Source organism: Pseudomonas sp. Z3-8, from assembly GCF_051131975.1.
Lineage (GTDB): Bacteria > Pseudomonadota > Gammaproteobacteria > Pseudomonadales > Pseudomonadaceae > Aquipseudomonas.
Genome location: NZ_CP071643.1, coordinates 2813954 through 2836214 on the forward strand (window position 1 = coordinate 2813954; position 22261 = coordinate 2836214).

Below are 22261 nucleotides of genomic sequence, written 5' to 3' on the forward strand. Positions count from 1 at the left end.
CCTCGCCACGGGGTATCTGGGCTGGCCTCATTGCGAGCAGGCTCGCTCCCACAACAGGCTTTTCCAAGAGCGCTGGTCGATAAACAAAAAAGCCCCGCGACCGAATGAGACGCGGGGCAAAGGGATTGGTTGGTTGCGGCCAACCAAAGGAGCTCGGTTGGGGAGGGCTCAGTTGCTGGCGACGGTTTCCGGTTGCCAGCCGCCGCCCAGGGCCTTGTAGATCGCGACGATGCCGCGATAGAGGTCCACTTCGGCCTGGGCCTGGCTGTCCTCGGCGGCGAGGCGTTCACGCTGGGCGTCGAGCAGCACGAGGAAGTCCTCGGTGCCTTCGCGGTAGCGAATCTCGGCCAGGTCGGCGGCCGCGCGGCTCGATTCGCTCTGGCGGATCAGCGAGATCAGCCGCTGTTGGCGTTTGCCGTAATCGCTGAAGGCGTTTTCCGATTCTTCCAGGGCCAGCAGCACTTGCTGTTCATAGTTCGCCAGGGCGCCATCAGCCTCGGCGCTGGCACCGCGCAAGCGCGCTCGCACACTGCCCAGGTCGAACGCGGCCCAGGTAATGCTTGGGCCCAGCGCCCAGGCATCGGCCGCCGAGGAACCGATTTGCGAACCGCGTCCGGCGGTGAAGCCGAGGAAACCGCTGAGGCTGACCCTTGGGAACAGGTCGGCCTTGGCCACGCCGATGCGCGCCGTGGCAGCCGCCAGTTGACGTTCGGCACTCAGGACATCTGGACGGCGTTGCAGCAGTTGTCCGGGGTCGCCAATCGGCAGTGCCTTGGCAATCGCCGGCAGCTGTTTAGGGCTCAGGTCCACGCTCAGCTTGTCCGGACGCTCGCCCAGCAATGTCGCGATGCGGTTGCGTTGGCGCGCCTGTTCGGCTTGCAGTTGCGGCACGCTGGCTTCCACCGCGGCCAGGCGCGCATCGGCACGCACCACGTCGAGCTGATCGCCGACGCCGGCATCACGCAGGCTTTCGGTGATCTTGCGCGACTCCTGCTGGTTCTGCAGGTTGGCCAGGGCGATTTTTTCACGCAGTTGGGCGCCGCGCAGCTGGCCGTAGGCGTCCACCAGTTCGGCGATCATGCTCACCTGCAACTGATAGAGATCGGCCTCGGCGGCCTGCTGGTCGGCATCGGTCGCTTCCAGGTTGCGCTGGATGCGGCCGAACAGGTCCAGTTCCCAGGCCATGTCCAGGCCCAGGTCATAACGCTCGGAGTTGACCCGGTCGTCGGTCTGCCCCATCGGGTTCTGGCCTTTGCCCAGCTCGCTACTGGCGCGGCTGGTGATGGTCGGCATGGCGTCATTGCTGGCGTCGTCGCGAATCGCCCGGGCGGCCCGCAGGCGGGCGAAGGCCACGCGCAACTCGCGGTTGCCTTCCAGGGAGCGAGTCACCAACGCGTTGAGGGTCGGGTCGTCGAACTGCTGCCACCAGATACCTTCGAACCGGGCGCGGTCGAAGTTCTTCTGGCCGGCGGCGCCGTCGGTGGCGGTGGTGATATTCGCCGCCTCCGTTTTCGGTGCCTGGTAGTCCGGGCCCACGGCGCAGGCGCTTAACGCCAGGACCAGCAGGCTCGGCACGAACGCTTTCAAACTCATTGTTGCGCCTCCAGTTTCAAGGCCCGGGCCGCTTTGCGGGCCTCGCTGCGCTCGACGAAGTTACGGATCAATACGTAGAACACCGGGGTCAGCAGCAAGCCGAAGAAGGTCACCCCAAGCATGCCCGAGAACACCGCGACACCCATGGCGTGGCGCATTTCCGCACCGGCGCCGCTGGAGAACACCAGGGGCACCACGCCCATGATGAAGGCGAAGGAGGTCATCAGGATCGGCCGCAGACGCAGACGGCAGGCTTCCAGTACCGCAGCCAGCGGAGTCATGCCTTCGAGCTGTTTATCCTTGGCGAACTCGACGATCAGAATCGCGTTCTTACAGGCCAGCCCCACCAGTACGATCAAGCCGATCTGGGTGAAGATGTTGTTGTCGCCACCGGAGAGAATCACCCCGGTAATCGCCGACAGCAGCGTCATCGGTACGATCAGGATCACCGCCAGCGGCAGGCTCCAGCTTTCGTATTGAGCGGCGAGCACCAGGAACGCCAGCAGTACGCAGAGCGGGAACACGAACAGTGCGGTGTTGCCCGAAAGAATCTGCTGGTACGTCAGGTCGGTCCACTCGTAGGTCATGCCGTTGGGCAATTCGTCCTTGAGCAGTTTCTCGATGGCTTTTTCAGCCTGGCCGGAGCTGTAGCCCGGGGCGGCGGCACCGTTGATTTCAGCGGTGATGAAGCCGTTGTAGTGCATCACGCGGTCCGGCCCCGAGGTGTCGCTGACCTTGATGAAGGTCGCCAGCGGGATCATCTCGCCACGGTTGTTGCGCACCTTGAGCTGGCCAATCTGGTCCGACTCGAGGCGGAACTGCTGCTCGGCCTGGACGTTGACCTGGTAGGTACGGCCGAAGCGGTTGAAGTCGTTGGCATACAGCGAGCCCAGATAGATCTGCAGGGTGTCGAAGATGTCGCTGACGGCTACGCCGTGGGTCTTGGCTTTTTCACGGTCGATGGCGGCATCGACCTGAGGCACGTTCACCGTGTAGCTGGTGAACAACCCGGCCAGTTCCGGCACGTTGTGGCTCTTGGTGATGATGTTCATGGTTTCTTTGTACAGCTCGTCGTAACCCAGGTTGCCCCGGTCTTCGATTTGCAGGCGGAAACCACCGATCGTACCCAGGCCCTGTACCGGCGGCGGCGGGAAGATCGCCATGTAGGCTTCCTGGATTTCCGAATACTGGCCGTTCAACGCACCGGCGATTGCACCGGCCGACATGCTCGGGTCCTTGCGCTCATCGAAGGGCTTGAGGGTGACGAAGACGATGCCGGCGTTCGGGCTGTTGGTGAAGCCGTTGATCGACAGACCCGGGAAGGCCACCGCGCTTTCAACGCCCGGCTGCTTGAGGGCCATCTCGGACATGCGCTTGATCACATCCTCGGTGCGGTCCAGGCTCGCGGCGTCCGGCAGTTGCGCGAAGGCCACCAGGTATTGCTTGTCCTGGCCAGGTACGAAACCGGTCGGCGTGCTGGAAAAACCAAAGAAGGTCAGTACCATCAAGCCTGCGTAAAGGATCAGGGCAATGCCGCTGCTGCGGATCACGCGGCCGACGGCGCCTACATAGCTGTGGCTGGCACGGTCGAAGAAGCGGTTGAACGGTCGGAACAGCCAGCCGCCGAAAATCTTGTCGAGGAACCGCGAGAAACGGTCCTTGGGCGCGTCATGGCTCTTGAGCAATACCGCGGCCAGGGCTGGCGACAGGGTCAGCGAGTTGAACGCCGAGATCACCGTCGAGATGGCAATGGTCAAGGCAAACTGTTTGTAGAATTGCCCGGTCAAGCCGCTGATGAAGGCGGCGGGAACGAACACCGCGCAGAGTACCAGCGCCGTTGCGATGATCGGCCCGGTCACTTCACCCATGGCGCGCTTGGTGGCTTCCACCGGCGTGAGCCCAAGGCCGATGTTCCGCTCGACGTTCTCCACCACCACGATGGCATCGTCCACGACGATACCGATGGCCAGTACCAGCCCGAACAGCGACAGCGCGTTGAGCGAGAAGCCGAACAGGTGCATGACCGCGAATGTACCGATCAGTGATACCGGCACCGCCACCAGCGGGATGATCGAGGCGCGCCAGGTCTGCAGGAACAGGATCACCACGAGCACCACGAGGATCAGCGCTTCGAACAGGGTATGCACTACCGCTTCGATGGAGCCGCGCACAAAGATCGTCGGGTCGTAGACGATGCTGTAGTCCATGCCGGCCGGGAAGCCTTTCTTCAGCTCCTCCATTTTCTCGCGCACATCGTTGGAAATCTGGATGGCGTTGGAGCCTGGGCGCTGGAAGATCGGGATCGCCACCGCCGGCTGGTTGTCGAGCAACGAGCGCAGGGCGTATTGGCTGGAACCCAGCTCCACCCGGGCGATGTCTTTCAGGCGAGTGATTTCACCATTGGCGCCGGAACGGATGATGATGTTCTCGAACTCTTCTTCGCTGACCAGGCGACCCTGGGTGTTGACCGAGAGTTGGAACGCCTGGGCATTCGGCGCTGGAGGTGCGCCCAGGGCACCGGCGGCAACCTGGCGGTTCTGCTCGCGGATCGCCGTGACAACGTCGGTAGCGGTCAGGTTGCGCGACGCGGTCTTGTTCGGATCCAGCCAGACCCGCAGCGAATAATCACCCATGCCGAACAACTGCACATCACCGACGCCGCCGAGGCGCGCCAGCTCATCCTTGATGTTGAGCAAGGCGTAGTTGGACAGATAAAGCATGTCGTAGCGTTTGTCCGGCGAGGTCAAGTGCACGACCATCGTCAGGTCGGGCGACGCCTTGTCCACCGTGATGCCGATCCGGGTCACTTCCTCCGGCAACTTGGGCTCGGTGCGGGTGACGCGGTTCTGCACCTGCACCTGGGCGTTGTCCAGGTCAGTGCCCAGGGCGAAGGTGATGGTCAGGGTGATCTTGCCGTCGGCGGTGGACTGCGAGGACATGTAGAGCATGTTCTCGACACCGGTAATGGCTTGTTCCAGAGGCGCGGCTACGGTTTCACCGATGACCTTGGGGTTGGCACCGGGGAAGTTGGCGCGCACGACCACGGTCGGCGGCACGACTTCAGGGTATTCGCTGATCGGCAACTGGAACAGCGAGATCGCGCCGGCGATCAGGATCAGCAGCGAGAGCACCGCTGCGAAGATCGGCCGCGAAATGAAGAACTGGGAAAATTTCATCTTGGGTTCAGTCCCTTAGCCGCGTGGGGACGCAGAGGCCAGTTTGCCTGCCGAGCCGGACGCTGCCTTGTTGGGCGCGACCTGGGGCAGGTTGCTGGCTTCGAGCGCTTTACGTTGTTGTGCCAGGGCGGCGAGGGTTTGCTCGCTGGCCATCGGCACGGTTTCAGGCGTGACCGGCGAACCCGGACGGGCCCGCTGCAGTCCCTTGACGATAATGGTGTCGTCCTTGCTCAGGCCGTTGCGCACGATACGCAGGCCTTCGATTTTCGGCCCCAGCTCGACGGCGCGGTACGCCGGCTTGTTGTCGGCGTCCATCACCAGCACGAATTTCTTGCCCAGGTCGGTGCCGACGGCTTCGTCGTTGATCAGCACGGCGGAGTAGGTGCCGCTGCCCACCAGTTTCAGTCGGGCGTACAGGCCAGGGGTGTAGGCGCCGTCCTTGTTGTCGAACACCGCGCGGCCACGGATGGTGCCGGTCTGCGGGTTGACCTGGTTGTCGACGAAGTTCATCTGGCCCAGGTGCGGGTTGCCTTCCTCGTTGGACAGGCCCATGTAGACCGGCGTGGCCTGGCCGCGCTGGCCCTGGCGGGCGAGTTGGGTGTACTTGAGGAAGACGCGCTCGTCGGCGTCGAAGTAGGCGTAGACCTTGTCGGTGGAGACCACGCTGGTCAGCGGCGTGACGTCGGCGGTCACCAGGTTGCCGGCGGTGATTTCCGCCCGGCTGACACGGCCGTTGATGGGCGAGGTGACCCGGGTGAAGCTCAGGTTCAGCTTGGCCAGGTCCAGTTGCGCCTGGATGCCTGCCACGGCGGCGCGGGCTTCCTGGGCTGCGGTGGTGCGCGAATCCGCCAGTTCAGCGGAAATCGCATTGCTCAAGCGCAGGCGTTCGCCGCGCTGGGCCTCGTTCTCGCTGCGGGTCGCGGTGGCACGAGCCTGGGCCAGTTGGGCTTCGAGACGACGCACTTCAGCCTGGAACGGGCGCGGGTCGATCTGGAACAGCAGGTCGCCTTTCTTGACCAGCGCGCCTTCGGTGAAGGCCACTTCATCGATCTGCCCGGAAACGCGCGGGCGGATCTCGACGGTTTCCGGCGCTTCGAGGCGCCCGGTGAACTCGTCCCATTCGTTGACGGGTTGCTCCAGTACCTTGGCCACACTGACTTTGGCCGCCGGCATCGAAGCTGCCGTGTCGGGGGTCTTGCCGCACGCGCTGATCACCAGCACTGCCAACAGTGCCAGGGGAAAGCGCAATTTAGAAAGTGAATGTTCCATGGATAGCATCCGCCAAGTGTATTGAGATGGGCGGATGATGCGTGGCAAGGCTGAAAGGAACGAATCGAATGAAGCAAAGGTAACTATCATTCGGAATGATATAAGCCATTGATGAGCCATGGCATACGGCAACGGTGCAGTGGATCGGTGCCAGCCGGCTACTTAGTCAGGCAGGTATACCCCACGTATCCGCTTGATCGTGCCGTCCTTGCGCAGCGCCTCGACGGCCCCACGCAAGTCTTCGACGATTTTTTCGGAACAGCGCCTGGAACACGCCAGATAGAGGTCGGCGCTGCTGCCAACCGGGCTCATCAGCAGTTTGCGCCTGGACACCTTCGGCCAGATGTAGCGACTCTCCGGAACACCGTTGAACCAGGCATCGATACGTCCCATCAACAGCATCTGGGCAGGGTTGTCACCGATGGCCAGCGGATAGATCTGTTCGTCGCTGAAGCCTTCGGCGCGCAGGATGTCCTCTTGTGCACTGCCCAGGCCGACGCCGATCTTGCGGTAGGTTGCTTTCGCCTGGGCGAAACTGGTGACCTGCCGGTCGAGGCTGAAGAAGGCGCGCTCCATGGGCATGATCGAAGCGATCCAGGTGAAGCGATCCTCGCGCACAGGAATGCGCGACAAGGGAGCTATCAGGTAGTCGTGTTCTTCGCTGACATGTTTTTGTGCCCTTGCCCAAGGCAGCAGGTGGATCTTTGGCGTATAGCCGGCCCGGGTAACCGCCTGCACCGCGACGTCACCGACGATGCCGTACCCCCTGGGGTCGTTGATGAACGTCAGCGGAGGTGCGTCCGGGATGTGCAGCTCGATGACTTGTGGCTCACCGTGCGCTGGTTGGATAACCCATGCCAGCAGTAACAGGCAGAGCCGGGCAAACACTTTGGGACGGCCATTCAATACGCGCGGGATCCGGCTCATGATCGATACTTCAGGCATTAAAAAGGGGGGGGCGCCATCCTACCTGTCCGGCGCCGGGAACATGTCGCAGGCCAATGCACGGAGGCCACGTTTCCCTGACTGGTCAATCGTCTTGCCCGGGCGTCTCTTATTGTCGTCTGGCCTGGGCGCGTGTTCCTGTAGGTATAGATCATCCTGCCGGTAACGGTGGGTTCATGGGGGACGCAAACAGGTTAGTCTATTTTGATGTCGATCAAAATCAAAAATCTTGACGTCTATGATTATGGTCATCATCATAGGTTCGCCCGACACGCACCGATGCCGGGCCAACCAGGCAGCCGAGGAAAACTTCATGACCACCACTAAACCCGTAGCGTTGGTGACTGGCGCTTCGTCCGGCATCGGTGAGGCCATCGCCAACAAGCTGGCATCCGCAGGCTACACCGTCTATGGCACCAGTCGCCGCGGAACCCGCGGTGAGCATCAGCCCTATGCGATGCTGGCGCTGGACGTGACCGACGACGCCAGCGTCGAAGCCGCCGTCGCCGAGCTGCTGCGCCGGGAAGGGCGCATCGATTTGCTGGTCAACAATGCCGGCTTCGGGCTTGCTCCGGCCGCGGCGGAAGAAAGCTCGATCGAGCAGGCCAAGGCTGTCTTCGATACCAATTTCCTCGGTGTCGTGCGTATGACCCGCGCCGTTGTGCCCCACATGCGACGTCAGGGCAGCGGTCGAATCATTAACATCGGCTCCATTCTTGGTGTCGTATCCGTACCTTATGTGGCGCTCTACGTGGCCAGCAAACATGCGGTGGATGGCTATTCCCAAGCGCTGGATCACGAGTTGCGTACCCATGGCATCCGGGTGGTCGTCATCGAGCCCGGCTATACGCGCACGGCCTTCGAAAGCAACAGCCTGCAGGCTGACGCCAAGCTGGACGTGTATGAGGACATTCGGGTTAAGGTAACGAAGGTCGTCAACCAGGCGATGGCGACCGCCGAGGGCCCCGACGTGGTGGCTGACGTGGTGCTCAAGGCTGCTCGCGCCGAGCGGCCGAAGCTGCGTTACACCGCCGGCAAGACAGCCGCGCAGCTGCAGTTCATGCGTCGCTTCGCGCCGGCTGGCGTGCTGGACACGGGCATCCGCAAGGCCCTGCAGCTCGCGTGAATTGCCAGCCGGGCCAGCGCCCGCATTCGCTGCGTTGGCCCCGACCCGCTCAGAATGAAGAGGAAACCAACAATGACCTTCAAAGCGCTGCTTTGCACCAAAACCGCTGACGTGATTTCCACCAGCCTGGTCGACTTCAAGGATGAGGACCTGATGGCCGGCGACGTCACCGTCGCGATCGAGTATTCCACCGTCAATTACAAGGACGCCTTGGCGCTCAGCGGTCGCACACCCGTGATCCGCCAATTTCCGCTGATTCCCGGCATCGACTTTGCCGGCGTTGTCGAAAGCTCCAGTCATGCCGGTTTCCAGGCTGGCGATCGGGTGCTGCTCAACGGCTGGGGGCTGAGCCAGACCCACCACGGCGGCTTTGCCCAGAAGGCGCGCGTGAGCGGCGACTGGCTGGTGAAGGTTCCGGAGGTTTTTTCGACCCGCCAGGCCATGGCCATCGGCACCGCCGGCTACACCGCGATGCTCAGTGTGTTGGCCCTGGAGCATGGCGGCCTGACGCCTGAGCGTGGCGACGTTCTGGTGACCGGCGCCAACGGCGGCGCGGGCTCGGTTGCAATCGCACTGTTGTCCGGCCTGGGCTATCGGGTGATTGCCTCGACCGGCCGTCAGGAAGAAGCCGATTATCTGCGCGATCTAGGTGCCTGCGAGATCATCGATCGCCATACCTTGTCCGAGCCGGGCGCTCCGGTTGCCAAGGAGCGTTGGGCCGGCGTCATCGATTCCGTCGGTAGCCATACCCTGGTCAATGCCTTGGCACAGACTCGATATCGTGGCGTTGTCGCCGCTTTCGGGCTGGCCCAGGGCGCGGATCTGCCCGGCTCGGTGCTGCCCTTCATCCTGCGCAACGTGACCCTTGCCGGTATCGATTCGGTGAACGCTCCGCAAGATGTTCGCCTGCAGGCATGGGCGCGACTGGCCCGGGATCTCGACGTGAACAAGCTCGCCCGGACCACCCAGGTCGTCGGCCTGGCGCAGGTTCCGCAGGTCGCCGCTCAGGTGCTGGAAGGACAGGTGCGTGGGCGTACGGTCGTGGATGTGAACGCATAATCAAGGCTCCCGCGGTGTCCGACGAGGGTTTGCAAAGCCGTCAGAGCATGCGGCGCAGCACGTCGCTTCGGGGATCGCGGTCGAGGAACCGGTGCTTGAGCGCGCCGGCAACGTGCAGCAGGATCAGGCCGAGCAGCGTGTAGGCAAGCACCTTGTGCAGCCACTGGAAGACGACGAACCAATCGTCATTTTTGCCAAGCAGCTCCGGGAGGTTCACGCCAAAGAAGAACACCCCGTCGCTCATCGTGTAGGTGCTCGACATCGAATAGCCCATCAAAGGCACGATCACCAGCAGCGCATACAAGGTACGGTGGGCGAGTCTTGACGAAACCCGTTCATAGCGCGCCAATGATTCCGGCGGCTGCGGCAGCCTGGGGGTTCGCATGCGCAAGACGATCTGGACCAGGACCAGCAAGAATGCCAACACCCCGAACGATTTGTGCCACGGATAATAAAGCTCGTATTTGCTCGCCACCTCGTCATCCAGCCCGGTCATGTGCCAGCCTGCCCAGAGCAGGCCTGCGATGAGCACGGCGCGCGCCCAATGCAGGAGTCGCAGGGACGTAGGATACCGATCAACAGGTGTTTGACTTGCCGGATGCATCGCGGTCTCTCCATCGGTAACAAAAATGCACCTGAGCGACCCTCGGCTAATCAGCGCATCGAGGGTCGCTTGGTCAGTGCAGGGATGGCTGTCAGGTGGGCAGTAATACGGTGATGACTTTCTCTTCGGTGTAGGCCAACGCGCCAGCAAATCCGCCCTCACGGCCAATGCCGCTGGCTTTCACCCCGCCCCACGGCAGGTTGGCATCCAGCGGGCTCCAGCAGTTGACGCCCACGGCGCCGGCCTTCACCGCGCCAGCCACGCGATGCGCCTTTGCCAGGTCATTGGTCCAGACCGTCGCCGCGAGGCCGTAAGCCGAATCGTTGGCCAAGGCTAGAGCCTCGTCTTCGCTGTCGAAAGTGATCACGGTGCCGACCGGGCCGAAGATCTCGTCCCGGGCGATCGCCATGTCATTGCGTGCATTGGCAAAGATGGTCGGTTGGACAAACCAGCCCCTTTCGGGCGTCGATACGCCGCCAGCCAACAGCGTGGCACCTTGCTCGATACCCAGTTGGATGTACCGGTTGACGCGCTCGAACTGGGCTTTTTTGGCCACGGGGCCCATCTGTACGTCGGCTTGCCGAGGATCACCGACCTTGACCGCCCGTGCGGCATCGGCAAGCGCTGCGGCGAAGCGCTCGGCGATGCCGCGCTGGACCAGGATGCGCGAGCCGGCCGCGCAGATCTGTCCCTGGTTGACGAACAGGCCGAGCGAGCAGCCATGCAGCGCATGGTCGAAGGGTGCGTCATCGAAGACAATCTGCGGACTCTTGCCGCCCAGCTCCAGGGCGACGCGCTTGAACAGCACACCGGCGGTGCGCTGGATCTCGCGACCCGCTTCGGGGCTGCCGGTGAAGCTGATCTTGGCGACGTGGGGATGTTCGCACAGGGCACGGCCGACTTCATCGCCGTAACCGGTCACCACGTTGATCACCCCGTCTGGGAAGCCCGCTTCCTGGGCCAGCGCCGCCAGGTGCAGGGCCGATTGCGGGGTTTCTTCCGAAGGCTTGATGACCACCGTGCAGCCTGCCGCGAGTAACGCGGCGAGCTTCCAGACGGTGATCATCAGCGGCGAGTTCCAGGGGATGATGGCGCCGACCACGCCCACCGGCTCGCGCACCGTATACGACAGGGTCCTGGTGCCGAAATAGCCGCCGGAGGGGATGGTCCGGCCCTCCAGCTGATTGGCCCAGCCGGCGGCGGCGCGCAGATTCGCAACGGCGTTTGGGATGTCCATCCGGCGGGGTTCGAGGGGGGAGCGGCCGATGGCATTGGCGTCGAGGTCGGCGAGCTGTTCGGTGTCGCGCTCGACCAGGTCAGCCAGTTTCGACAGCAGTCGCGCGCGCTGGGCGCCGTCGAGCCGACTCCAGGCGCCACGCTCAAGTTGCTCGAGTGCAGCGTTCACCGCACGGTCGACGTCCTCGGCGGTGCCGCGTGCGGAGCTGCCGTAGGCCTGTTCCGTCACTGGGTCGACGAGGGGGATGCGGCGACCGTCGGAGGCTTCGACGGCCGCGCCTTCGATGAAGTGTTTGAAGTGCTGGGTCATTTTGCAGTCCGTAATAAAGTGAAGTGGACGGTCATGCCTTGAGGGTGGCCAGGGCGTCGCCAAAGATGTCCAGAGCCTTGAAGAACATCGAGCGTGGGATCGTCAGCGAAGGCATCACCCGCATCACGTTGCTGTAGCGACCGCAGGGAATCATCAGTACGCCGTGGTTCAGCAGGTAGCCCATCAGTTGGCCGATCCTGGCCGGCGCCAGCGGCGTTTTGGTGACCGGGTCCTCGACCAGCTCGATGCCGATCATCAGGCCGCGACCGCGTACCTCGCCGATGAACGGGCTGTCGAAACCGCGGATGCGTTCCTGTGCTTCCAGCCCGAGCGTGTGGGCGCGGTTGAGCAGGTCGAGCTCGGGGTCCTGGAGGATGCTGATATTGGTCAGCGCCACGGCCGCCGAGAGTGAGTTGGCGGCAAAGGTATTGGGCACCGAGCCATCAGGAATCGCCGCCGCCAGGTCCGAGCGCATGATCAGGCCCGCCATCGGCAGGTCGCTGCCGATGCCCTTGCCGAAGGTGAGCATGTCGGGCTTCACGCCTGAATGCTCGACCGCCCACATCTTGCCGGTGCGTCCCGCGCCGGACTGCACTTCATCGACGATCAGCAACGCGCCACTGCGGTCGCAGGCCTTGCGCAACAATTGCAGGAACTCTGGCGACGGGGGCACGTAGCCGCCTTCGCCCTGGACCGGTTCGACGATCACCGCGGCCACGTCATCGGCCGCTGTGTAAGGGGTGTTCAGCAAGTAATCCACGTATTCGCCGGCGATCTGCTCCGCGCTTTTGTGCGTGGTGTCGAAGGGAAAACGATAGGCGTAAGGGTAGGGCGCATGAATGACTCCGCCCATCTGGGCACCGTAGCCCTTGCGGTAGGCGGTGCCAGTGGTCAGCGCGCCCGAGGCGTTCCAGACGCCGTGATAGCCACCGTGGAAAGCGATGATCTGATGCCGCCCGGTAATGCGCTTGGCGAACTTGACCGCGGCTTCCAGCGCGTCGCTGCCGCTTTGGGTGAAGAATGTTATGCAATCGCCGCGCAAGCCGTCGGGGGCGATTTCGGCAATCTTCGCCGCCAGTTCGGTGCGCCGGGTACTGTTCACTTCCAGGGCGTGCATCAGCACTTCGGACTGTTCACGGATCGCTTGCACCACCTTCGGATGGCAGCGGCCTACGCTGCTGACGCCCACGCCGGCGGACAGGTCGATATAGGTGTTGCCATCGGGGTCCTTGAAGGTCGCGCCAAAAGCCCGGTCCATGGCCACGGGCATGCGTCCGCCACCGCGCGCCATCGACTCGGTACGCGCCGATAACGCCAGGGCCTCGATGGTCTTGGGGCCGGGAATGGCGGAGGTGATCCGCGGGGCATCCGCAAAATGCAGGGATTCAAGCTTGGCTTCACTCATGACGGTCTCTCAGGATGTCGGTTTCAGTGTCCCGATCATCCCCGTCGCCCGTGCGCGGCCGGTAGCCCGAATCGGCACATTGGCCGGCCATCCCGAAGCGTTCCGGCAGGAGTGCTGAAAGCTAACCAAATAAATTTGCAGAATTCTCCTATCGTGAGAATATTGCGCACAAAGACGATCCCAATAACAAGAATATCGGCAGAGGCTTTTGTCATCATGAAAAACCACAACATCAGCCATTTCCGCGATATTCATGTCCACGCCGCTACCGTCCAGGAGTGGAATCAGGATTACAACCAACTGACCGCCGGCTCGGCCGAGAGCTCGCTCATACAGCTGAGCACCGCGCGCTGCCACGTATTTCGCGAGAAGATCAACCAGCGTGTCGTGCAGCACGGCGTCGCGCCCCGGGGCAAGATGTGTTTCGCCGTGCCCATCACGGTTCCGGGTTCGATCCGGATGCAAGGGCGGGAGGTCGACGACAGCAGCCTGTTCTTCCTGCACGGGGGCGAGGAGTTCATGTTCCATATGCCGATGGGCATGGAGCTGCTGGCCATTACCTTCGAGCGCGAATGGTTCGAGCAGGCGCTGGCACAAACCACCTCGGCAAAGGAAATCGGTCAATTGTTGCGTCAGCCGGTCATCAGGCTGCCCACTCAACGTTATGCCGACGCCCGCCGTCGCATGCTGGCGGCATTCTCCCTGGCCCTCTCAAGCGAAGAGCTCGACCTGACGCACGATCGCGAGCTGGCGCTGGAACAGGCCATGCTCGGCGAGTTGCTGCAACTGATGACCGATCCGGCCTGCGACAAGCAGCAGCGCACGCCAAGCTCGACGCGCAGTTATATTGTCGAAAAATGCCACCGCCTGGCGACCGCGGAACTGAACAACGTGCCCAGCGTGGACGACCTCTGCCAGCGCCTCCAGGTGAGCCGGCGTACCGTACAGAACAGCTTCCGCTCGGTTGCCGAGACCACGCCGCTCAACTATCTGCGCTCCGTCAGGCTCAACGGTGTGCGCCGGACCTTGATGTCTACCCGGGCGTCCCATTTGTCGATCGGCGACGCCGCCGCCCAATGGGGTTTTTATCACCTCAGCCATTTTGCCGCGGAGTATCAGGAGCTGTTCGCGGAATTGCCCTCCCATACTGCCCGCGCCGCCATTCCTGATTGCGCCCATGCCTGAAGGTTCTCCTGGCGCAATCGGCGGTGCGCCCGCGCGATCTCTTGGCGGATAGCCAGGCCTAATCCGGCGCCATGGTCGCGTCGATGAGTGCCGCGCCAGAAACGAGCAAATACCTGCGATAGCTGCTCTGACCTCACACCAGCGCCCCAATCACGTACAGTCAGGGGTTCTCATCAAGCGCTACATGGACTTCAGTGCCTCGCGGGGCATGCTGGATAGCATTCTCAAGCTAGCAACTGCGCTGTATGCGGCCTGTGTGGCGTATCGGTGACCGTCATCCAAGCATCCGACGTCTTTTATTCCTCCGATCAGCACACCTTGCCAGAGCCGTTACAAGGCAAGACCTCATGAGCTCGCCATTCCTTGATAAGCTGACGTCGGTTACGACTATAGCGCTCGGCAAGCACTTCCAGTTTTGCGATGTCATCCATAGCTATCACACGGAACCGGTTGTCCGCTTCACACCACGCCGACAGGAAGCGCTTTGCATCTATAAAGCCCAGCATGATCGGCCAGATAATTTGTTTATCTGCAGGTGCGCGGGATATCGACAAGGTGATAAGCATTTTGCGCTGGTCACGCAATGCGAATCGGACTTCACTCAGGTCGATTGAAGTGGAAAGGTGCGAGTGGGCGCCCACATAGAACGTTTCGTCGTCAAAGGTGTGACGCGTATCCAGAGGTAACACAGCATTAATTTTGGCCAACGCGTTCTTTACCGCGAGGGCAAATTTATCGTCTGTCTGACGACTGACCCACTGGGCACCGACTACAAGCGCCTGAATTTCTTCTTCTGTAAATGCAAGCGGGGGTAACAGAAAGCCAGGTTTCAAAATATAACCTAAGCCCGGCTCACCCTCGATGTCGGCGCCCATCCCCTGCAAGGTCACCACATCGCGACGTATTGTGCGTAATGAAACGCCCAATTCCAGCGCAAGTGTCTGACCCGACACCGTTCTACGATGTCGGCGCAGCACTTGCATTAGCTCAAACAAACGGTGACTCCTGGCCATGTCTACTCCATCGCGATGACACCTTTACCGCCGAGCTTACGGCCTTTCTCAAGCTCAGTGATAAGCCGAATCGCCTCGGACATCGAAACGGTTTCCGCTACTCGGACGTTGTAGCTCCTCTCACTGGCAGCCTTGGCAAGCTGATCCAGTATCTCGGCGCGAGGTGAGCCTATGATCATTTTGAGTCTGCGATCAAAAACAGCGCGGACAAACTTGCCTGGGCCGGGGTTCAGATCAAGAAATACGCCTCCTGATTTTAGCGTCGCAACGCCTTTAGATACCGGCAGCGTTGCCGCAGTGTCGTAAACTACGTCGAATCGATTGGCAACACTCGATAGCTGCATGTTCCGATAATCATAAACATTCTGCACACCCAGCGACTTTGCTCGCTGCATGTCCCTGTCGCTGCAGCTGCCCGAGACGACGGCCCCCTGCATCAAAGCTATTTGTACAGCGGCTTCGCCTACGGCTCCGGCACATCCATTGACGAAGACATGCTGGCCGGCTCGCAGCTTGGCCTTGTCTATAAGCCCGTTCCAGGCAGTTATACCTGGGGTGCCCAGGCAGGCGGCATGCTCGAATGATACATCCTCCGGCTTATGGGCTAAAAACGCCTCTTTTGTGATAACAGCATGGCCAAACGCTCCGCTTTCTTTAAATCGAGCAAGTCCAAACACCGGGTCCCCGACCTGGAATCGCGTGACGCCGGTGCCTATCGATATAACCCTGCCAGAGAAATCCATACCCATCGCGCGAGGGAATTTCCTACCGGTAATGATCTTCATTTGCCCAGTCCGCAGCTTCCAGTCAATTGGATTGATCGCTGAAAACTTGACGCTGACACCGACTTCACCTTCGCCTGGGGTAGGAAGCTCAAAGTCTTGAACCTGCATAACCTCTGGCCCGCCATATCTGCTGTACTGAATGCGTTTCATGATGCGTCTCCAAACTCCGGCATACGACTGGGGTTGTCACCGAGTGGAATCTACAGAGCAAGGTGGTCAGTTTTTGTCACCATTCGATCAGTTTTCCACTTAGTTCGCCTGTGCTGAACTATTGCCGATTTCGATGGTGTGTAATTGTTCGTTGATGTGGTTGAAGCCGATGGTTTTGCCAAGGCTGGCAAACGACGTGCTCGCACTTCGAGCTTCCCAAAATCCTCGAAAGCCAAGCGCCAATTAACCCGACATCACCAGCGCAGCAAGTTACCGGTGTATCAAGCTCATTTAGGCAAGCATGGCGGGGGAGTCGGGGTCGAGCAGGCCGGCGCGATCGCTGGCGGAACTGGTACGTGACTGGCCGTGGATTCTGCAGCCGCAAACCAGCCCGGCCCATATCAGCTTTGACTTGGCGTTGCAGGACCTGGCACTGCCCAGCCCGGCCGATATCATCGAATGGTTTGTATGATCTGTCGCGAAATGACCTTGCCCTCGCTTGCTCGAAGGAACGTTTTGAAATGTGCAGATTCCACGTGTGCCTGATAAGCCGCCTGATCCCGATAAACCTCCACCCCATAGAGCCTGGTCGGGTCGTCTGTATCGACGGCGCAATACACTGAGAGAACGCCCGGCTCGTTCCGTAACGAGGCCTCAATATTTATCCTGCCTGCCTCAAGGGACGGTGGTAGGTCGTGTGGATCGAGCACGAACTCGAAGATTCGCAGGATTGGAGCATCATTTTCGATGGCCATGGTTTACTCGCTATCAACATGATCAAGGCAGGTCTTCCACGCCCCTCTGATCAACACGCTCATGGTGATCCCCTTTCTACCTCGGCTCGCCCTCGACGATATAGGCATTGGTATGGCCTGATCGCTGCCGGAAGGGCCGGATCTTGGCGTACTCAGGTGAGTTGTACCAGGCACGAGCCTGCTCAAGGCTATCGAACTCGATGATGATCAACCGATGACCCGGTGGAGTGCCTTCGAGCGGGCTGACTCCGGGCGAACGCACTATGTATCGTCCGCTGTAGCGCTCAAACGTGGCATCCACCTGCTCCCGGTATGGCTTGATTCCCTCCGGGTCGGTCAGTTCGAATTCGGCAATGTAGTAGGCGGGGGCGCTTCGTTTAGCCTGTTGAGCCGGGGGAGGCGGTGTCTGAGCTTGGGCAATGGGCGCGCCAAGGGTCAAGATTACAGTCGCGACGGCCATATAAAATGCGGTGTTATTCAGCTTCATTGGTCATGCTCCTTCGCAAGATTGAGGTGGCGTTGGTCATCAGTCAGGCTGTAGCGCTTTGGCGCTGAGTTGGACGGGTTGTGTTTCAATCAGCTTGCGCGACAAGATCATGGGCTGTGTGATCGCTACATATTTCTTGAAGTGCGGGGATTCGATGTGTGCTCGATAGGCTTCCTCGCTAGCGTAAATCTCGAAAAAACGAAGACTGTTGGGCTTTCCCTTTTCCGCGACTGAATAGATAGCGAGCACGCCAGGTTCAACACGGATGGATTCTTCCATTTCTTCCCTGACGGCCACCTTGTAGGCTTCAAGCTGCGCCGGATCGATCACCAATTCGGCAATGCGTACAACGGTCGTGGTTGGCTCCTGTGCCTGCACCGTACCTGCTCCGAGGCTACATGCCATCCCAGCGAAAAATACTGCCGGCAGGAGTCGGTTTCTGCTCTTTGTCATGTGATATCTCCTTGGGTCAATGGGCACTGATGCAGCGGCGCATGACTTACCTTTCAATCATCGAGGGTGCTTTCAATCTTGCGGGTATTTCTCCAACTCGCATACAAGCACGTCGATCGCAAGTCGAGATCGAAGCGGCTGATATTGGGCAGCAGGCCAGACCACATAGCACTCCATCGCTGCTTTAGGCCGATCTCCCCATATCTCTACGAGCGAGCCCTGCTGCATCCGATCCCGGATCAGCCAGTAAGGAAGCCAAGCCAGGCCCATGCCCTCGGCGGCGGCATCCGCAATCACCTCCAAGTCGTCGAAGCGCAGGCGTGAGGTGACAAGAACGTCAACGAGCGCACCTTTTGTGTCGGGAAGCTTCCACGCCAAACCGTGATCGTTGCGCCAGTATGGGAGTAGGTCATGGTCAGTCAGATCGGCTAACGTGTGTGGCTCGCCCCGTCTTTCGAGATAAGCCTGGGAGGCGCACAGCACCTTTCGTTGACTGACTAACTGGCGCGCACGCAGGGTCGAGCCATTGCCTAGCCGACCGTTGCGTACTGCGAGGTCAAAACCCTCGGCGATCAAGTCAACCTGGCGATCGCTGAAATTCAACTCCAGCTCGAGGTTGGGATGTTGGCGCGCATAGGCGCGCAAGATGGGCGCGACGCGATAGCGCCCGAACAAAACAGGAAGCGTGACTCGCAACTTGCCGACGACCTCCCGCCGGCCGTTCTCCAGCATGGTCTCACCCGCGCGCAACTCATCGATCGCACGTAGGCAGCGCTCATAGTACTGCTGGCCGTCCTCGGTCAGACACTGAGTTCTCGTGGTCCGCTGAAACAGCTGAACGCCAAGTCGCTCCTCTAGACGTGCAATCGCCTTGCCGACCGCCGAGCGCGTCAAGGAAACCCGTTCACCGGCTTTCGCAAAACCACCGGCGTCGACGACTTCGACGAACAGCTGCACACCATCGAATCTATCTCGCACGGCTGGCTCTCTGTGATTGTAGAATTAAAGGATGCATTGGTGAGAATTATTGCCTCCAATGCTTAACAAAATTCTACTTTAAAGTAGCACAGCAGCACACGTGTCTTTGTGCTTTTGCAACGTGTGGTTCACACCAGAAGAACTACCTGCCTATGGATCTTGCGTATTCGCCAAAGAACAGGGGAGTTGTATGAAGTTGATCTCAGGTAAACGGGTCGCCCAGACTGCCCGCCGCTTCAATTCTGTATAAGCCATTTCGCCTCAATCGAATCCAGGAGCAAGACCATGAAATTGCTTTGCCTCGATGTCCCGCAGCCCGGCGCCACGATGGAAAAATATGCACCATACATGGCAGACGAAGTCCGCCACACCTGGCAGATGTACAAGGGTGACATTATCCGGGATATCTATTTCCGGCAGGATCGTCCGGGTGTCGCGATCATCGCCGAAGCCGAATCTGTCGAAGTCGCCAAGGCAGCATTGGCCGAGTTCCCGCTCGCCAAGGCAGGCCTCATTGGTTGGGAGGTCATCCCGCTTGGTCCCTTCACCAACTGGGAAGCGCTGTTCGCTGCTGGCAATGCCTGAGACCAACAACAGGAGGCGCCGATGGGATCGGCCGCGCTGCGCAAGTGGAGCGGCCGGATTCGGACAGGAGATACTGGATCTCTGTGGAAAGCACGGCATTGTCTCGGACGTCGAGATCATTCCCATCCAGAAGATTAACGAAGCCTACGAGCGCATGTTGAAAAGCGATGTGAAGTACCGCTTCGTCATCGATATGGCCACGATAAAGTCCTGAGGAAGTAAAACATGACAAGCACAATCAAACCCATACTGTGCGTGGTCACCAGCCATCCGATCCGCGGCGACAGTGGCGAACCGACTGGTTTCGCCATGGTTGAGCTGACCCATCCGCTGGCAGTCTTCGAGGCGGCTGGGATTGCGGTGGAGATCGCTTCCATCCGAGGCGGTCATCCGCCGATCGACTTCTTCGACTTGTCCGATTCAACCAACGACCACTACTGGAAGGACAAGGGCTTCCGAGACGCACTGGCTCATTCCCTGGTGCTCAGCGATCTCGACCCCTCGCGCTACTCGGCGGTCTTCTTCGCCGGCGGCCATGGCACGATGTGGGACTTTGCGGACAGCGAGGCTGTGCAGAAGGTCATTCGCGAGATATGGGAGGCCGGCGGCATTGTCTCGGCCGTTTGCCACGGCCCGGCCGCACTGGTGAATGCGACATTGTCGGACGGCAACTATCTCGTCGCCGGCAAGAAGCTCGCATCCTTCACGGATGAGGAAGAGGCCGAGGTCCAGTACACCACGGTTGTGCCGTATCTGCTGGCGAGCACGTTAAAGGCGCGCGGCGCGCTGCATCAGCCAGCCCCTAACTGGTCAGAGCAAGTGGTAACCGATGGGCACCTGGTGACCGGCCAAAACCCAGCCTCAGCGCGTGGCGTGGGCGAAGCGGTCGTCGCCCAGTTGAAGGCGACGACCTGACGGACGGAAGTGGTTCGTCTGCCGATTTTGTCATCGGGGCTGGCACGATTCTGGCTCCGATATGGAGGCAAGCATGCAGCCACGATCATTCAAGGCCCGCTTGGGTTCGAATCAGCCGAGGCTGTTCATTCTTTCGAACATGGCTTCTCCAAGCTCGCGTGTCTTGGTCGAAACACCGATCAACACTTCATCCTTGCCGTCGGCAAGTTGCTCAAGCGTCTCCTTGGCGAAGTCGTCGGGGGTGACCATCATGTGGTTGACGGTGCCTTCGCTGCGGGCGCCGCCACCCAGTCCGGTATCGACGATCGGCGGGGCGATCTCGATCACTCGGATGCCGGTCGTCTTGAGTTGATGCCGCAGACTGAGCGTGAAGGAGTGAATCGCGGCCTTGGTCGCGCAGTAGACCGGCACGTCAGCCATTGGCGAGAAGGCCAAGCCCGAACTGACGTTAATCACATAGGCTTGGGCTTGCAGCCTGAGCGTAGGCAACAAGTCAGCAATCAAGTGGATGGGCGCAGTGAAGTTGATCGCCACTTCTTGATCCAGGCTGTCCGTTGCGGGATCGGTGGTGAAGTCGCGATGTGCCTGGATGCCGGCATTGTTGATAAGGACGTTCAGGGTCGGATGGTGGGTCTTCAACCACTGTACCAACGCACAGCGACTGACCGCATCGGCCACGTCGCAGACGTGCGTAACCAGGGCCGGCACCGAGTCCTTGGCCTGCCGCAAGGCGGTCTCGCTACGGCCGCAGATGATGACCTTATTGCCTTCGCTGGAAAAGCGTTTCGCCAGCGCCAAGCCGATGCCTGTCGCGCCGCCAGTGATTAGAATGGTGTTGTCTATAAGTTTCATCGTCGTCTTTCCTTCCGTATTGATAGAGAAGGCGCGCCGACGATTAATGAGGTTATCCGCGGGCACACCTTCGCAACCGGCAAGCCGGGCTAGGTGTCGCGGATACCCCGAGGGGAGGAGTTGCCGTTCCGTGGAACGGCGACCGGGCTACCATCCGGCCAGCACTCTTTCGACGGTTAGGACTTTATCGGTTTGATTGGCCGTTCACAACCATTGCCAACGTTGGCAACGGGCACGCTTTGAAGGCGACAGAGAGCGCTCGTGAAGGGCGATCACTTTTCGGAACCCAGGAAGTCATCATGAAACTGATCTGCGTCGAAGAACATGTACTCGATCCTGCCATTGGTAAAGCTACGCAAATGCGCACACTGGCGCAGGCCCCTTATCTTCCTGATTGGGGTAGTCGCGTAACCGACGGTTGCGATGTCACGGATGACAGTCGTCCGCATGTGGTTGCGGCCGGCGAGTCGGCAAGAAAGGCACTGGAGATGGGCGCCGCACGTTTGGCGGACATGGACGCGGCGGGAATTGGCATGCAGGTGCTTTCCTATGGAGGGTTCCCCCAGCTGTTGCCTGCGCAAGAAGCCGTCGAACTGAATCGAGCTGCCAACGACAGGCTGGCCGAGGCTGCCCAAGCCCATCCAGAACGTTTCGCCGGCTTTGCAAGCCTACCGTGGCAGGCGCCGGAAGCAGCTGCACGGGAGTTGGAGCGGGCAGTAAAGGAGCTGGGCCTCAAAGGAGCACTTATCAACGGCCGTCCTGGCGAAACGTTTCTGGACGATCCGCGCTATGCACCGATCCTGGCAGCGCTCGATGAAATGCAGGTGCCGCTGTTCGTCCATCCCGGCCTGCCGCTGCCGGCGGTGCAGGCCCCTTACTACGGTGGATTTGATCGCGAACTAACCGCTCGCCTGTCGATGTTCGCTTGGGGTTGGCACAACGAAGCCGGTATTCACGTCGTGCGTTTATTGCTTGCAGGTGTGTTTGACCGTTATCCAAATCTGCAGGTCATCAGCGGACACTGGGGGGAAATGGTGCCGTTCTACCTGCAGCGTTTGGAAGACTCCATTCCGCAGGAGGCCTCTGGCCTGAAACGACCCATCGTGCAGACTTATCGTGAGCATGTGTACGTCACCCCCAGTGGCATGCTGACGCTGCCGCACTTTCAGTTTATTCATTCGTTGATGGGGTCTGAGCGCATCCTGCACTCCATCGACTATCCCTACCAAAGCCTGGATGGCGCGCGAGCCTTCATCGACGCGCTCCCAATTAGCGATGCGGAGAAAGCACTCATCGCTCACGGTAATGCTGAACGTCTGCTGCGTCTTTGAAGCGAACAACTGGGCTGCAAAATACGCGGGCCGGGAACGCTTGAATGCA

The 22261-nt window shown here is 60.6% G+C and carries 21 protein-coding genes and 2 pseudogenes; 8 read left to right on the forward strand and 15 right to left on the reverse strand.

Going from position 1 to position 22261, the window contains the following annotated elements:
* Positions 1–168: 168 nt before the first annotated feature.
* The 4 genes from J3P94_RS13015 to J3P94_RS13030 form a co-directional block, all read right to left on the reverse strand.
* Entirely contained in the window at positions 169–1593 is a 1425-nt protein-coding gene (locus J3P94_RS13015) for an efflux transporter outer membrane subunit (RefSeq protein ID WP_434573910.1), read from the reverse strand.
* The gene (locus tag J3P94_RS13020; protein WP_305500741.1) at positions 1590–4769 is read right to left on the reverse strand and encodes an efflux RND transporter permease subunit; all 3180 of its coding nucleotides are present in this window, start codon (positions 4767–4769) and stop codon (positions 1590–1592) included. The genes J3P94_RS13015 and J3P94_RS13020 overlap by 4 nt, the downstream gene beginning before the upstream one ends.
* Before the next feature lie 15 nt (positions 4770–4784).
* Positions 4785–6038, reverse strand: coding sequence for a multidrug efflux RND transporter periplasmic adaptor subunit MexE (mexE, locus tag J3P94_RS13025; protein WP_305500743.1), 1254 nt, complete (start codon positions 6036–6038; stop codon positions 4785–4787).
* Positions 6039–6200: 162 nt separating this feature from the next.
* The gene (locus tag J3P94_RS13030) at positions 6201–6965 is read right to left on the reverse strand and encodes a substrate-binding periplasmic protein (RefSeq protein WP_434573912.1); all 765 of its coding nucleotides are present in this window, start codon (positions 6963–6965) and stop codon (positions 6201–6203) included.
* Between the two features lie 331 nt (positions 6966–7296).
* On the opposite strand from J3P94_RS13030, the gene J3P94_RS13035 reads away from it, so the two are divergent.
* Together J3P94_RS13035 and acuI are read left to right on the forward strand one after the other, a co-directional pair.
* Complete coding sequence (locus tag J3P94_RS13035; RefSeq protein WP_434573913.1) at positions 7297–8109, forward strand: oxidoreductase; 813 nt, start codon at positions 7297–7299, stop codon at positions 8107–8109.
* A gap of 72 nt (positions 8110–8181) precedes the next feature.
* Positions 8182–9168, forward strand: a complete 987-nt coding sequence (gene acuI / locus J3P94_RS13040; protein ID WP_434573915.1) for an acrylyl-CoA reductase (NADPH) — start codon at positions 8182–8184, stop codon at positions 9166–9168.
* Between the two features lie 40 nt (positions 9169–9208).
* On the opposite strand, the gene J3P94_RS13045 is transcribed toward acuI, so the two are convergent.
* From J3P94_RS13045 to J3P94_RS13055, 3 genes are all read right to left on the reverse strand, one after another.
* Complete coding sequence (locus J3P94_RS13045) at positions 9209–9772, reverse strand: cytochrome b (protein WP_434573917.1); 564 nt, start codon at positions 9770–9772, stop codon at positions 9209–9211.
* A 91-nt stretch (positions 9773–9863) separates the two neighbouring features.
* On the reverse strand, positions 9864–11318 hold the full coding sequence (locus J3P94_RS13050; RefSeq protein WP_434573919.1) for an aldehyde dehydrogenase family protein: 1455 nt from the start codon (positions 11316–11318) through the stop codon (positions 9864–9866).
* Between the two features lie 31 nt (positions 11319–11349).
* Entirely contained in the window at positions 11350–12723 is a 1374-nt protein-coding gene (locus J3P94_RS13055; protein WP_434573921.1) for an aspartate aminotransferase family protein, read from the reverse strand.
* A gap of 216 nt (positions 12724–12939) precedes the next feature.
* Between J3P94_RS13055 and J3P94_RS13060 the strand changes: the two genes are divergently transcribed.
* A complete protein-coding gene (locus J3P94_RS13060) occupies positions 12940–13908 on the forward strand; it encodes a helix-turn-helix domain-containing protein (protein WP_434573923.1) in 969 nt (322 codons plus the stop codon).
* Here the strand turns inward: J3P94_RS13060 and J3P94_RS13065 are convergent.
* The 3 genes from J3P94_RS13065 to J3P94_RS13075 form a co-directional block, all read right to left on the reverse strand.
* Complete coding sequence (locus J3P94_RS13065) at positions 13839–14045, reverse strand: hypothetical protein (protein ID WP_434573925.1); 207 nt, start codon at positions 14043–14045, stop codon at positions 13839–13841. The two genes, J3P94_RS13060 and J3P94_RS13065, sit on opposite strands and share 70 nt — an antisense overlap.
* Before the next feature lie 171 nt (positions 14046–14216).
* A complete protein-coding gene (locus J3P94_RS13070) occupies positions 14217–14921 on the reverse strand; it encodes a helix-turn-helix transcriptional regulator (protein ID WP_434573926.1) in 705 nt (234 codons plus the stop codon).
* A gap of 2 nt (positions 14922–14923) precedes the next feature.
* On the reverse strand, positions 14924–15856 hold the full coding sequence (locus J3P94_RS13075) for an NAD(P)-dependent alcohol dehydrogenase (RefSeq protein ID WP_434573928.1): 933 nt from the start codon (positions 15854–15856) through the stop codon (positions 14924–14926).
* A 340-nt stretch (positions 15857–16196) separates the two neighbouring features.
* Here J3P94_RS13075 and J3P94_RS13080 point away from each other — a divergent pair.
* Positions 16197–16316: pseudogene (locus tag J3P94_RS13080) on the forward strand (LysR family transcriptional regulator); the annotation flags it as partial.
* Here J3P94_RS13080 and J3P94_RS13085 read toward each other — a convergent pair.
* From J3P94_RS13085 to J3P94_RS13100, 4 genes are all read right to left on the reverse strand, one after another.
* Positions 16309–16611, reverse strand: coding sequence for a putative quinol monooxygenase (locus J3P94_RS13085; protein ID WP_434573930.1), 303 nt, complete (start codon positions 16609–16611; stop codon positions 16309–16311). The pseudogene J3P94_RS13080 and the gene J3P94_RS13085 sit on opposite strands and share 8 nt — an antisense overlap.
* A gap of 76 nt (positions 16612–16687) precedes the next feature.
* Positions 16688–17098 (reverse strand): DUF1330 domain-containing protein, encoded by a 411-nt coding sequence (locus J3P94_RS13090; protein ID WP_434573932.1) that lies wholly within the window; start codon positions 17096–17098, stop codon positions 16688–16690.
* A gap of 39 nt (positions 17099–17137) precedes the next feature.
* On the reverse strand, positions 17138–17551 hold the full coding sequence (locus tag J3P94_RS13095) for a putative quinol monooxygenase (RefSeq protein WP_434573934.1): 414 nt from the start codon (positions 17549–17551) through the stop codon (positions 17138–17140).
* A 72-nt stretch (positions 17552–17623) separates the two neighbouring features.
* The gene (locus J3P94_RS13100; RefSeq protein ID WP_434573936.1) at positions 17624–18508 is read right to left on the reverse strand and encodes a LysR family transcriptional regulator; all 885 of its coding nucleotides are present in this window, start codon (positions 18506–18508) and stop codon (positions 17624–17626) included.
* A 306-nt stretch (positions 18509–18814) separates the two neighbouring features.
* Between J3P94_RS13100 and J3P94_RS13105 the strand changes: the two genes are divergently transcribed.
* From J3P94_RS13105 to J3P94_RS13115, 3 genes and pseudogenes are all read left to right on the forward strand, one after another.
* A complete protein-coding gene (locus J3P94_RS13105) occupies positions 18815–19114 on the forward strand; it encodes a superoxide dismutase (RefSeq protein ID WP_434573938.1) in 300 nt (99 codons plus the stop codon).
* A gap of 64 nt (positions 19115–19178) precedes the next feature.
* Positions 19179–19328: pseudogene (locus J3P94_RS13110) on the forward strand (NAD(P)-dependent alcohol dehydrogenase); the annotation flags it as partial.
* A gap of 11 nt (positions 19329–19339) precedes the next feature.
* Positions 19340–20029, forward strand: coding sequence for a type 1 glutamine amidotransferase domain-containing protein (locus J3P94_RS13115; protein WP_434573940.1), 690 nt, complete (start codon positions 19340–19342; stop codon positions 20027–20029).
* Between the two features lie 111 nt (positions 20030–20140).
* Here the strand turns inward: J3P94_RS13115 and J3P94_RS13120 are convergent, their stop codons facing one another.
* Complete coding sequence (locus J3P94_RS13120) at positions 20141–20881, reverse strand: SDR family oxidoreductase (protein WP_434573942.1); 741 nt, start codon at positions 20879–20881, stop codon at positions 20141–20143.
* A 299-nt stretch (positions 20882–21180) separates the two neighbouring features.
* On the opposite strand from J3P94_RS13120, the gene J3P94_RS13125 reads away from it, so the two are divergent.
* Entirely contained in the window at positions 21181–22212 is a 1032-nt protein-coding gene (locus J3P94_RS13125) for an amidohydrolase family protein (RefSeq protein WP_434573944.1), read from the forward strand.
* Positions 22213–22261 lie beyond the last annotated feature (49 nt).